This window comes from Streptomyces sp. NPDC059909, from assembly GCF_042730885.1.
Classification (GTDB): domain Bacteria; phylum Actinomycetota; class Actinomycetes; order Streptomycetales; family Streptomycetaceae; genus Streptomyces.
This window is the reverse complement of sequence record NZ_JBHWKX010000037.1, coordinates 63,107-75,794: the sequence shown is the minus strand read 5'-3', so window position 1 is coordinate 75,794 and position 12,688 is coordinate 63,107. Positions and strand designations below refer to the sequence as shown.

The following is a 12,688-nucleotide window of genomic DNA, read 5'->3' as shown; positions in this document are numbered from 1 at the left end:
ATTTTTGGCACGCTGTTGAGTTCTCAAGGAACGGACGCTTCCTTCGTACTCACCCTCTCGGGCTTTCCTCCGGGCGCTTCCCTTCGGTGTTTCCAGCTTAGCAGATCCGATTTCCGTTTCCGCCACCCGCTGGAGCGGGCTGCCGGGCCGTTCTTCGCTTTCGCGTTTCCCTTTCCGGCGGTTCCGACTCTATCAGATCCTTTCGGGCCTGATTCCCAGTCAGAAGGGGGTGCCTTCCCGGCTGTTGGGCCGTTCGGACGTTTCAAACTCTAGCGGATTTCCCAGGCGACTCATAATCGAGTCTTTCGAAACGAATTTCGGCATGCCGAAATTCTTCCCGGTTGGGAGATCGTGCTGAGTTTGGTTGCCGCATGAGCGGCGGGATCGGTTGTCGCAGAACCGTTCCGGCTCCGTGACAACTCGAAGAACCTTACGGATCGACCAGGGGCGTGTCAACCCGCCCCTCCGTTCATCTTCCCGACACCTCCAACAAGCCTTCTAGTCCAGGTCGGTGAGCCGGCCGCCCGCGTCCGGCTGGGTGTGCTCCACCCGGCGCAGGACGCGGATGAGCATCTCGCCCAGCACGCCCCGTTCCTCGCTCGACAGGTCCTGGAGCAGGTCCTCCTCGAAGGCGGTCGCCATGCGCATCGCCTCCAGCCACTTCGTACGGCCCTCGTCCGTGAGCTCGACGATGACCCGCACTCGGTTCGTCTCGTCGCGGTCGCGGGTGACCAGGCCCTCGCTCGCCATGCGGTCGATGCGGTGGGTCATGGCGGCCGGGGTGAGGCCGAGTCGCTTGGCGAGCTCGCCGGGACCGAGGCGATAGGGGGCGCCGGCGAGGACGAGGGTCTTGAGGACCTCCCACTCGGCGCTGCTGATGCCGAGGGCGGCGACCTGGCGGCCGTACGCGACGTTCATCCGGCGGTTGAGCCGGCCGAGCGCGGAGACGACCTTCTCGACCTGGGGGTCCAGGTCGCGGAATTCGCGCTGATACGCGGCGATCTGCTCGTCGAGGCTCGGCTCCTGCGCGGCTCCCTCGGCCTCGGCGACATGGGTGGCCGGCGCCGAGGCGGGACCGGATGGCTGCCCAGGGGCGGGCTGCTCGGGGGTGTCGGTCATGCGGCCCACTATCCCACGCATCGAGTTGGCTTCTAAGTCCTTCGATATGTATTGTTAAGGCTCTAACTTTAGCTTCGAAGTCTTCAGGCTTCAGTCCTCCCCCTCCGGCAGACCAAGGCAGGTGAGTGTGACCAGGCAGATGGGCGCTGCGATGCGCCGGATCCAGGCAGGGAACGTGCTGAGCGCGTTCGGGCTCGGGTTCACCGTTCCGTATCTCTATGTGTATGTGGCTCAGGTGCGTGACCTGGGCGCCAGTACGGCAGGGGCTGTCCTTGCCGTCTTTGCCATGGCCGCGCTCGTTGTCCTGCCCTTCACCGGACGGGTCATCGACCGGCGGGGTCCGCTGCCCGTCGTGGTCGTGGCCTCGGTGCTCGCGTCCGCGGGTGCGCTGAGCATGGGGCTGTCCGGGAGTGTCCCCATGGCCGTGCTGTCCGCCGCTCTGCTGGGTGCCGGTACGGCCGTGATGCAGCCGGCGCTCGCGACGATGATCGTCTGGTGCTCCAGCCCGGCGACCCGGACGCGGGCGTTCGCGATGCAGTTCTTCCTGCAGAACCTGGGGCTGGGCGTCGGCGGTCTGATCGGTGGGCAGATCGTCGACGAGAGCCGGCCCGGCAGCTTCACCCTGCTGTTCGCGATCGAGGCGGCGATGTTCGTCGTGCTCGCGGGTATCGCGGCGACCGTGCGGATGCCCGGGTGCCCGGCGATCCCGGACGCGATGCCGGAGAACACCGAGGCGAAGGCCAGGGGCGGCCTGCGGGCACTGCTCGGACACCGGGCGATGGTGCAGCTGTGCGTGCTGGGGTTCGTTCTCTTCTTCGCCTGCTACGGACAGTTCGAGTCCGGGCTGGCGGCCTACGGCACCGAGGCCGCCGGGATCGACCCGGCGACGCTCGGCTTCGCCCTGGCGGCGAACACGGCCGTCATCGTGGTCGCCCAGTTCGTGGTCCTCAGGTTCGTCGAGCGGCGGAGGCGTACGGGGGTCATCGCTGCGGTCGGGCTGATCTGGGCCGTTGCATGGCTCTTCGCGGGGTACGCGGGGCTCGGGCACGGCAGCCAGGCGATGGCGACGGCCGCGTTCATCTCCACGTACGCGCTCTTCGGGCTCGGTGAGGCGATGCTGTCGCCGACCGTGGCGCCGCTCGTCGCCGACCTGGCACCGGAGTCGATGGTCGGGCAGTACAACTCCGCGTTCGCTCTGGTCAAGCAGCTCGCCCTGGCGGTCGGTCCGGCCGTGGGCGGGCCGATGGGGGCCTCGCTGCACGGTCCGTACATCGTGACGTTCGTCCTCTTCTCGCTCGGCATCACCGCGCTCGCCCTGCGCCTGGGCAAGCGGCTCACGCCCGTACAGGACCAGCCGTCGCTCGCGTCGAGGTCGCGGGTCGTGGCCAAGCACCAGCCCGAGCAGGGCGGCCTGGTCGAGGCCGCCGCCTGACCGGACCCTGTCCGCCTAGTCGGGCAGCGCGAACTCGCACCACACCGCTTTGCCGCCGCCGGGAGTGCGGCGGCTCCCCCAGGACGAGGCGATCGTCGCGACGATGGAGATTCCGCGACCCGCCTCGTCCTCCGTTTCCGCGCGGCGGCGGCGCGGCAGATGGTCGTCCCCGTCCGTCACCTCGATGATCAGGCGGCGGTCGGTGCGGCGGAGCCGCAGCCGCATGGGCGGGGTGCCGTGCTGGAGGGAGTTCGCCACGAGCTCGCTCGCGGCGAGCACCCCCAGATCGCGCAGCTCACCCGGGAACCGCCAGGAGGCCAGCACCCCCGAAGCGAAGGCACGCGCGCGGGGTGCCGCTTCGACGCCGCCGAGCAGCTCCAGGGCCGCGTTGTGGAACAGCTCCGCGTCCGTGCCCGTGCGGGTCGGGTGCTGGAGGACGAGGACGGCGACATCGTCGTCATGCTCGGCAGTGACGCCCAAAGAGCGGATCAGCCGGTCGCACACCACCTGGGGTGTGCCGGTCGCTCCGGCCAGTGCGCGCTCCAGGGCGGCGACGCCTTCGTCGATGTCCTCACCGCGCCGCTCGACGAGACCGTCCGTATAGAGGACAGCGGTGGAGCCGGGCTGGAGCGGGACGGTGCCGGAGGTGTGCAGCCAGCCGCCGGTGCCGAGCGGGGGACCGGTCGGCTCCTCGGCGCGGTGGACCGTGCCGTCCTCGTCCCGTACGAGGATCGGCAGATGGCCCGCCGATGCGTACACGAGCCGTCCCTCGTTGGGGTCGTGGACCGCATACACACACGTGGCGATCTGGCTGGGGTCGATCTCGGCGGCGAGGCCGTCGAGGAGCTGCAGCACTTCGTGCGGGGGCAGGTCGAGGCGGGCGTAGGCGCGGACGGCCGTCCGCAGCTGGCCCATCACGGCGGCGGCGCGGACGCCGCGGCCCATGACGTCGCCGATGACGAGGGCGGTGCGGCCGGCGCCGAGCGTGATCACGTCGTACCAGTCGCCGCCGACCGCGGCGTCCGTGCCGCCCGGGCGGTACTCGGCGGCGATGCGCAGGTCGTCGGGCTGCTCCAGCTCCTGCGGGAGCAGGGAGCGCTGGAGGGTGACGGCGGTTTCGCGGTGGCGGCGCTCGCTGGCGCGCAGACGCTCGGCGGCCTCGGCGTGGTCGGTGACATCGGCGGCGAAGACGAGGACGCCGCGGCCGGAACCGGAGCCGGATTCGGATTCGGATTCGGATTCGGATTCGGCCGCGGGTGCGGGTGCGGGCGCCGGGGCGGGGGCTTCGGCGGGCAGGCACGTGATCGTGTACGAGCCGCCGCCCTGGATGCGGCGGGACTTCACGGTGCGGGGCTTTCCGCTGCGCAGCACCTGGTCCATCAGCGGAAGCAGCCCCAGCTCGGCGAGCTCGGGGCAGGCCGCGGCGGCGGTGGCGCCGATGGCGCGGGGGCCGAACGCGGCGGCGTACGCCTCGTTGATGTACGCGATGCGGTGCTCGGGGCCGTGGACGAGGGCGACGAGAGCCGGGAGCCCGCCGAGCAGCTCCCGTACGGAGAAGTGATCGAGCGTCGGTACGCCGCGATCGTCGGGCACATCGGTGGCGTCGGACGGGGGCTCCGGCCGCTGGTCGTACTCACCGCGGGCCGCGGGCACGGACCCGCGGTCGATCCGCGCTGCGGCGCGACGCTGCGTACCGGGGAGCCGGGCGCTCCAACGCGTGAAGTTCACGGATTTTCTAGCCTCGTATGTTGTTTGCTGATCGTCGTGGGCGCACGGCCGCGCCGCGTGGACAGGTCACTCTGTGCAGGTGTCGGCCCACCTATCGTCACACGTCCAGTGTGACCGACCGTACTGACAACAGCGTCAGTCCTGCCCGGGATCCCCCTCCGGCCGCGGGTTCCGGTTGCCCTTCGGGCCCTTGGGCGGGTCCTCGTGACGACGGGTGAGGGGGCGGGACGGGACGGCGCCCGCGGCGAGCTCGAACTCGGCGCGCGGATGCTCCAGCGAGCCCAGCGAGACGATCTCACGTTTGAAGAGCCCCGACAGCGTCCACTCGGCCAGGATGCGTGCCTTCCGGTTGAAGGTGGGCATGCGGCTGAGATGGTAGACGCGGTGCATCAGCCAGGCCGGATAGCCCTTGAGCTTGCGGCCGTACACATGTGCCACGCCCTTGTGCAGGCCGAGGGACGCCACGGATCCCACGTAGGCGTGGGCGTATTCCTTGAGGGGCTGTCCGCGCAGCGAAGCGACGATGTTCTCGGCGAGCACCTTGGTCTGACGCACGGCGTGCTGGGCGTTCGGCGCGGTCTCCTTGCCGGCTTCCTTCGCGGTCAGGTCGGGTACGGCGGCGGCGTCACCGGCCGCCCACGCGTGCTCGACGCCCTCGACGGTGAGCTCGGCGGTGCACTTGAGGCGGCCGCGTTCGTTGAGCGGCAGGTCGGTGGAGGCGAGGACGGGCGCGGGTTTGACGCCGGCGGTCCACACGACCGTGCGGGTGGGGAAGCGGGTGCCGTCGCTCAGGACGACGACACGGTTCTCGCAGGAATCCAGGCGGGTTTCCAGCCGTACGTCGATGTTGCGGGCGCGCAGCTCACGGATCGCGTACCTGCCCATCTCCTCGCCGACCTCGGGGAGGATGCGGTCGCTCGCCTCGACCAGGACCCATTTCAGGTCCTCGGGCTTGATGTTGTGGTAGTAGCGCGTGGCGTAGCGGGCCATGTCCTCCAGCTCGCCGAGCGCTTCGACGCCGGCGAAGCCGCCGCCCACGAAGACGAAGGTGAGGGCCGCGTCGCGCAGGGCGGGCTCGCGGGTGGAGGAGGCGATGTCCATCTGCTCGATGACGTGGTTGCGCAGGCCGATGGCCTCCTCGACGGACTTGAAGCCGATGCCGTACGTGGCGAGACCGGGGACCGGGAGGGTGCGGGAGATCGAGCCAGGGGCGATGACCAGCTCGTCGTATCCGATCTGGACCCCGCCCGTGCCCTCCTCCTCGGTGGCGAGGGTCGTGACGGTCGCGGTGCGCTTGGCGTGGTCGACGGACCGGACCTCGCCGATGAGGATCTTGCATCTGCTCAGGACACGGCGGAGCGGGACCACCACGTGGCGGGGCGAGATCGCGCCGGCCGCCGCCTCCGGCAGGAAGGGCTGATAGGTCATGTACGCCTCTGGCGTGACGACGAGGATCTCGATGTCGCCACGGCCCAGCTCCGCCTTCAGCTTGTCCTGCAGGCGCAGCGCGGTGTACATCCCCACGTAGCCGCCGCCGACGACGAGAATGCGCGTGCGCGGCGAGGAGCCGGGCGTCGTGTCCCGGGAGTATGCAGCCTTCACCATCCCATGACGCAACGGCCTCGGGAGTTTGTCCACAGGCCCGGCAAATTGTGTGACCGGAGGTTTTGGCCGGGCATCCTCGGCCCGGGAGCCGGTGCGGGGAAAGGTGCGCAGGTCAGGGTGGGCGTGGGGGGTAGTGGGACGGGGTGGAATCGGGAACGTTCCGGCCCTTGCTCCGATCGGGGGGCACACCGTGCGGAAGAGCCCCTTCTGAATTGACCTCGACTCAACTATGTTCGTACTTCGTCGGGGTGTCGGGTCGGTGACTCGTCTGATTCACCTCGGCTGTCAGGGCGGGGCGTCTCCGGGGGGAGACGACATCATTACCGGGGGAACGGTTATGCACATTCAGGATTCGCATTGGCAGGCCGCTGTCGCTTCCGACGGCAACGGACGTGCGGTGACGGGAGCGGTGGCCGGGGCGGGGACCGCCGGGGGCCTGGGCGGCTCCGTGGCCCGTGGGGCCGGCGCGGCAGGTGCGGCAGGGCGTTCGGCCCCGCTGCGTGTGGACGCGCAGCGCAATCTCGAGCATGTTCTGCGGGCCGCGCGCGAGGTGTTCGGCGAGCTTGGCTACGGCGCGCCGATGGAGGACGTGGCGCGCCGGGCGCGCGTCGGTGTCGGCACGGTCTACCGCCGCTTCCCGAGCAAGGACGTGCTGGTGCGGCGGATAGCCGAGGAGGAGACCTCCCGGCTGACGGAGCAGGCGCGTACGGCTCTGGGGCAGGAGGAGGAGCCGTGGTCGGCGCTCTCCCGCTTCCTGCGGACGTCGGTCGCCTCCGGCGCGGGCAGGCTGCTCCCGCCGCAGGTGCTGCGGGTCGGTGTGGACGACTCGACGGTCGTGCCCGAGGTCCTGGGCGGCGCACAGGACGCCCAGCGCGACGGACGGGACGAGTCGCGGGTGCCGCAGCAGCGACAGGGCTTCGGCGGTCAGCCCGAGCTCCGGGTCGTCGGGGCGCGCTCGGTGCACGGACAGATGCCGGCGCCGGTGCAGGCACCGGTGGCCGAGCAGGACGACGCGGGTGCGGGCGAACTGCTGGACGTCGTGGGGCAGCTGGTCGACCGGGCGCGGGCGGCGGGTGAGCTGCGGCGCGATGTCACCGTGGCCGATGTGCTGCTCGTGATAGCCACGGCTGCGCCGTCACTGCCGGACGCGGCGCAGCAGGCGGCGGCCTCGGCCCGGCTGCTCGACATCCTGCTGGAGGGACTGCGCTCGCGGCCGTGACGGCCGGCGCGCTGTCGCCTGCGGCGTCCTCGCTGTCCGAGGCCGGTCCTTGCTGTGCGAGGCGGTCCCTGGCGTCCGGCGGTGCCTGCCGACCGAGGTGCCCGGTCGTACGGCGCAGTCGTACAGTCTGTTGAGCATTCCCCGTACGGGTGAACCCTAGTGCTCGGTTCCGGAAGGCCTCCCCGGATGAGTGGTTGCCGGAAGGCTACGTCCTGAGGCCAATCGCTCTGTGGCACTCTTGCCCGGTGTTCGTGTCAGGTGGGTGCGTACAGGGGCTTCCTCGATGAGCGGTGACGGTCGGGACGAACCAGTCGGCGGTGCAACCGGGCCGGAGGCCGGGGGCGTGCCGCATCGGCAGGTCCCGAGCCAGGGCGGGCCCGGGCACTCCATGGCGGCAGGGCATGCCTCCGAGGCTGCCTACGCGCGGGAGGCCGACGCGAGTGTGCCGCCGCAGCGCGAGGGCGGAAGCAGGGGCACGGCCGTCGGTCTGCCGCCGTCGGACGCCGACTTGATCCAGCGGATGAGGCTCGGCGACGACAGCGCGTACGAGGAACTGTTCCGCCGGCACTCGGAGGCGGTGCGGCGCTATGCGCGCACGTGCTGCCGCGACGGGCACACCGCGGACGATCTGACGGCCGAGGTGTTCGCGCGCACGCTGCAGGCGGTGCGCGGCGGGGCAGGGCCGGAGCAGGCCGTGCGGGCGTATCTGCTGACGACCGTGCGCCGGGTCGCCGCGGCCTGGACGAACTCCTCGAAGCGGGAGCAACTGGTCGAGGACTTCGCCGTCTTCGCCGACCAGGCCGCCCGTTCCTCCGAGGTGTCGGACCGGGGCACGCTCGATCTGGGTGCGGACGTGCGGGCTATGCACGAGGCCGAGCAGTCACTGGCGTTGCAGGCCTTCCGCTCCCTGCCCGAGCGCTGGCAGGCGGTCCTCTGGCACACGACGGTCGAGGAGGAGTCGCCGAGCGAGGTTGCACCGCTCTTCGGTCTCACGGCCAATGCCACGGCGGTGCTGGCCAGTCGGGCCCGCGAGGGTCTCAAGCAGGCCTATCTGCAGGCCCATGTGAGCACCTCGCTCACTTCGGGCGGCGACTGCGCGCGCTACGCCGACCGGCTCGGGGCGTATGCCCGGGGCGGGCTGCGGATGCGGGCCGAGCGGGGACTGCGCAAGCACCTGGAGGAGTGCGCCAAGTGCCGCCTGGCCGCTGGTGAGTTGGAGCAGGTCAACGCGGGGATCCCGGCGCTGCTGCCGGTCGCGGTCATCGGGTGGTTCGCCGCCGGGTACTCGCTCAAGGCGGCCGGGATCGTGGCAGGCGGTGCCGTGGGCGCGGCCGGTGCGGGTGCCGCCGCGGCGGCGACCGGGGCCGGTACCGGGTCCGGGGCGACGTCCGGAGGGACCGCGGCCGCGGAGGGCCTCGGCGCTCCGGCAAAGGCCGGGCTCGCCGCGGCCGCGGCCCTCGCGGCGGCCGCCGGGCTCGTATGGGCGCTCTCGGGTGCCCCCCAGCCGGTACCGCAGCCCGAGGCGAAGCCGCCGGCCGTCGCGCAGCCCGTCGTACCGAAGGCGCCCGACCCGTCGTCGAAGCCGGAGCCCCCGGCCGCGGCACCCGAGCCGGCCCCGCCGCCGGAGAAGCCTTCGCCCGTGCCGACTCCGAAGCCGGCGGCGCCGAAGCCTCCGGCGGACAGGACCGACCCGAAGCCGCCCCCGCCGACGCCGCCCGCGGCCAAGCCCGGCGCGAAGCCCACACCGCCACCCCCGGCGCCCGCCCCTGAGGTCTACCAGGTCAACCAGCTCGACTACGCCGTGTTCGGCGACCACAGCCGGCCCGAGGTGCGGCTCGGCCAGAGCAGCTGGCTCTGGAAGCGCTGGGACATGTCGATCGGCGGCACCCGGTACGGGCACGGCGTCTCCACCCGTGCGAAGTCGACCGTGGCGATCGACCTGAACCGCGAGTGCACCTCGTACGAGGCGCTGGTCGGCATCGACGACATGACGCTGGGGCACGGCGCTGTGCGGTTCTCCGTGTACGGGGACGGGGCACGGCTGTGGCAGTCGCCGGTGATGCGCGGCGGCGACGCGGCGGTGCCGGTGAGCGTCGGTGTCGCCGGGCGGGAGACGATCCGGCTCGTGGTGGAACCGCACACGCCGTTCGACTCGGTGGCGCTCGCGGACTGGGCGCAGTCGCGGATCAGCTGCGGCTGAGCCCGCATCGGCCGAGGCCCGGGCACCTGCTGGTGCGCGCGGAACGCCGGGCGCCGGGCACGGATCAGCCGGCGCCGAGTGTCGCTGCCTCCAGAGCCTCGATGACCTGGGCGAGGGTGAGTGCGGCGCCGGCGGATCGTTCCGCCTCGAAGCGCTGCTCGCCGAGGCTCGTACGGGCCCGGTTCTCGACGGCCTCGGTCATGCGGCGCTCCGGCACGGACCGGGGCGTGTGGGTCCGCCATGCCTCCGCAGCGGCAAGGACCCGTACGGCGAACGCGTCCTCGCCGAGCATCGGCAGTACGGACGCGGCGTTCTCCGCGAGATGCGCGGTGACGAGTTCCGTGCAGCGGGCCTCGCGCGCGGCGCGCAGAGCGGCGGCCAGTCCGCGAAGGCCGGTGAGCGGACCGCCAGTCTGTTCGTGCACCGCGATCCGCGCGTCCAGTCCGCTGAGCGCCGCGTCGAAGTGCGGCGGCGGCGAGCCGAAGGCGGAGACCGTCCGCGCGGTGTCGGCGAACCGCCGGGCGTCCACGATCTCGCCGCGCTCCAAGGCGATCACCGCCCGCATGAAAAGTACGAACCCCCGGGTGTCCTGGACACTGGAACGCTCGGCTTCCTCGGAGGCCTCGTCCAGGCCCTTCTCGGCGGCCTCCACATCGCCTCGCCGGTAGGCGAGTTCGGCGAGCCGGGCGATCAGGAAGGGGGCCTCGGCACGGGCGCCGACCTCGCGGGCGAGACCGAGCGCCTCGGTGTACGCGGCGTGGGCCTCCTCGTACCGGCCGCGCACCATCCCCGCCTCGCCGACGGCGCTGGCGACCTCCGCCCGCATCCAGCGGTCGCCGACGCGGCGGCTGAGTTCGCGCAGCTCGGCGAGATCGCCGTCGATCTCGACGACACCGCCCGGATAGTCGATGGCCAGATGGGCGCGGAAGATCAGGGCCACGCCCGTCTCCCACTCGCCGCCGTGGGCCCGGCAGTTGGCGACGCACTCGTCGAGGTACTGCCGGACGGCGTCGGGACCGTCCGTGAAATAGCTGGTGAAGGGCCAGATCAGGCCGGGGAATCGGGCGGCCTCGGGTCCTGCGCCACGGAAGGCGTCCCGTAGCCGGAGGGCCATGCTCCGTGTCTCCGGCTCCTCGAACGCGGCCGGCTTGGCACGGCTCTCGTCGAGGAAGAGCTGCAGCATGCGCACGTGCATACGGGGCCAGTGCCGAGGATCGCTCCGGTCGTCGCCGTCGGGTCCCGGGGCGAGGGCGATCGTGCGGTTGACCCAGGCGAGGCCCTCGGGACGGTAGTTGCGCAGCCACCAGAACCAGCTCATCGCGAGGACGAGCCGGATGGCGTACGACTCGTCCGGTCCGGCTCCGTCCCGGTCCGCCTCGGGGACCGTGGTGCGGTGCAGGGCGGCGCGGATGTTGTCGAGGTCGGCCTCCATCCTGCGCATCCACGGCAGCTGCCGGGCCGAGCGGAGCTCCGGGTCCGCCTGCTCGACGAAGGCCGTGAAGTGGGCGGTGTGGGCGCGCTCGGCCGCGGCGCGCAGCTGCGGCGTCTCCGCCGCTCGCTCGGTGGCGTACTCATGGATGGTCTCCAGCAGCCGGAAGCGCATCTCGCCGGCGCCGTCCGGAACGCCGGGGGCGGCCGTGACCAGGGACTTGTCGACGAGGGCGCCGAGCAGGGCGGGGGCGTCCGGCGTGCCCGTCACCGCCTCGGCAGCGGCAAGATCCCAGCCACCGGCGAAGACGGAGACCTGCCGCAGAACCGACCGTTCGGCGTCGTCGAGGAGGTCCCAGGACCAGTCGACGACGGCCCGCAGGGTCTGCTGGCGGGGCAGCACCGTACGGCTGCCACTGGTCAGCAGCCGGAAGCGGTCGTCGAGGCGGTCGGCGATCTGGCGCGGGGTGAGCATCCGCAGCCGGGCGGCGGCGAGTTCGATCGCGAGCGGCAGTCCGTCCAGGCGGCGGCAGATCTCGGCGGCCGCCTCCGGATCGTCCTCGACCCGGAAGGCCGGGTTCGCGGCCGCGCCCCGGTCGGCGAGGAGGCGCAGCGCCGCCTCCGGGGGCAGGGAGTCCACGGGGCGGACGGACTCGCCAGGAACACCGAGCGGCTCACGGCTCGTGGCGAGGATGCGGAGCTGGGGGCAGTGCGTGAGCAGGGCCTCGGCGAGTCCGGCGGCGGCGCCGATGACGTGCTCGCAGTTGTCGAGGACGAGCAGCAGGCGGCGGTTCGCGAGGTGCTCGACGAGCTCGGTGGTGGGGTCGTCGTGGAGCGGCTGGCCCTCTCGGGTGATCAGGTTCGTCTCGCGCAGTCCCAGCGCGGAGAGCACGGCTCCGGGTACGGCGGCGGGGTCGTCGAGCGGGGCGAGTTCGGCGAGCCAGGCGGCGCCGGCCGCGGCCTCCTCCGCGAGGCGGGTCTTGCCGGCGCCGCCGGGGCCGGTGAGAGTGACGAGCCGCGACCGGGTCAAATCGGTACGGATCACATGGATTTCGCGCTCGCGCCCGACGAACGAGGTCAGGCGGGGGCGGAGGTTGCCCTCGGGCTCCGGGGCGGCCAAAAGGGGCCCGGCGGGCGGGGTGGGCGAAGTCGGGGGCGCCGGCGCCGGGGCGGCCGAGGCCTGGAGCATCTGCTGGTGCAGCGCGACCAGTTCCGGCCCGGGATCGGTGCCGAGCCCCTCGGCCAGGGCGCGGCGGACGCCCTCGTACGCGGCGAGGGCGTCCGCGTGGCGGCCCTCGGCGCGGAGCGCCCGAATGAGCTGTGCACGCAGGGTCTCGTCGTACGGGTGCGCGGAGATGAGCTCCTCGAGCTCCGGTACGAGGCTGTCGGTGGCCCCGCGCCGGAGGTCGGCCTCGATGCGTTGCCGCACGGCCGCGAGGCGCTGGGCCTCCGGGCGGACGCCCAGGTCCCCGTCGGGAAGGTCCGCGAACGCCGGACCTCTCCACAGCGCGAGGGCTTCCCGGAGGCTCGCGGCCGCCGCGGTGGGGTCGCCGGCGTCGAGCTGCGCGGTACCGGTGCGGGCGAGCCGCTCGAACACGTACAGGTCGATGTCGTCGGGCGTGGCCGCGAGGCGGTATCCGGCGGGCGTGGACTCGACGGCGTCCTTGCCGAGGACGCGCCTCAGCCGCCCGACGAGTGCCTGCAGGGCGGCGGGGGCGTCGTGGGGCGGCTCGCCGCCCCAGACCTCCTCGACGAGCTCGCCGACGGACGCGGCCCGGCCGGCCCGCCCCGCCAGCGCGGCGAGCAGGGCCCGCAGCCTCGGGCCACCGACGGGAAGGGTGCGGCCGCGCTCGTCGCGAGCTTCGGTGACGCCGAGGATGAGATACCGCACCGCCTCATTCTCCCGGGCCCGGGGGCTGGGCGCGCGCGCTTTTTGCGATGCGGGGCGCCTCTGGCG

General features: G+C 72.3%; 7 protein-coding genes. 3 read left to right on the top strand and 4 right to left on the bottom strand.

The window, feature by feature from the left end; all coding sequences use genetic code 11:
- Positions 1-498: 498 nt before the first annotated feature.
- Positions 499-1,119 carry a MarR family winged helix-turn-helix transcriptional regulator gene (locus ACFV9O_RS24430; RefSeq protein ID WP_385421155.1) on the bottom strand — a complete coding sequence of 207 codons (621 nt, stop codon included), beginning with the start codon at positions 1,117-1,119 and terminating at the stop codon, positions 499-501.
- A 139-nt stretch (positions 1,120-1,258) separates the two neighbouring features.
- Here ACFV9O_RS24430 and ACFV9O_RS24425 point away from each other — a divergent pair, with 139 nt between their 5' ends.
- A complete protein-coding gene (locus tag ACFV9O_RS24425) occupies positions 1,259-2,551 on the top strand; it encodes an MFS transporter (protein WP_385421160.1) in 1,293 nt (430 codons plus the stop codon).
- Between the two features lie 15 nt (positions 2,552-2,566).
- Here the strand turns inward: ACFV9O_RS24425 and ACFV9O_RS24420 are convergent, their stop codons facing one another.
- Both ACFV9O_RS24420 and ACFV9O_RS24415 read right to left on the bottom strand, forming a co-directional pair.
- The gene (locus ACFV9O_RS24420; protein WP_385421154.1) at positions 2,567-4,279 is read right to left on the bottom strand and encodes a SpoIIE family protein phosphatase; all 1,713 of its coding nucleotides are present in this window, start codon (positions 4,277-4,279) and stop codon (positions 2,567-2,569) included.
- 135 nt (positions 4,280-4,414) lie between these two features.
- Positions 4,415-5,884, bottom strand: a complete 1,470-nt coding sequence (locus tag ACFV9O_RS24415) for an NAD(P)/FAD-dependent oxidoreductase (protein ID WP_385421152.1) — start codon at positions 5,882-5,884, stop codon at positions 4,415-4,417.
- 337 nt (positions 5,885-6,221) lie between these two features.
- Here ACFV9O_RS24415 and ACFV9O_RS24410 point away from each other — a divergent pair, with 337 nt between their 5' ends.
- Positions 6,222-7,103 (top strand): TetR/AcrR family transcriptional regulator, encoded by an 882-nt coding sequence (locus ACFV9O_RS24410; protein ID WP_385421151.1) that lies wholly within the window; start codon positions 6,222-6,224, stop codon positions 7,101-7,103.
- A 283-nt stretch (positions 7,104-7,386) separates the two neighbouring features.
- Complete coding sequence (locus tag ACFV9O_RS24405; RefSeq protein WP_385421149.1) at positions 7,387-9,303, top strand: sigma-70 family RNA polymerase sigma factor; 1,917 nt, start codon at positions 7,387-7,389, stop codon at positions 9,301-9,303.
- Positions 9,304-9,367: 64 nt separating this feature from the next.
- On the opposite strand, the gene ACFV9O_RS24400 is transcribed toward ACFV9O_RS24405, so the two are convergent.
- The gene (locus ACFV9O_RS24400; RefSeq protein WP_385421148.1) at positions 9,368-12,622 is read right to left on the bottom strand and encodes a BTAD domain-containing putative transcriptional regulator; all 3,255 of its coding nucleotides are present in this window, start codon (positions 12,620-12,622) and stop codon (positions 9,368-9,370) included.
- Positions 12,623-12,688: the final 66 nt, after the last annotated feature.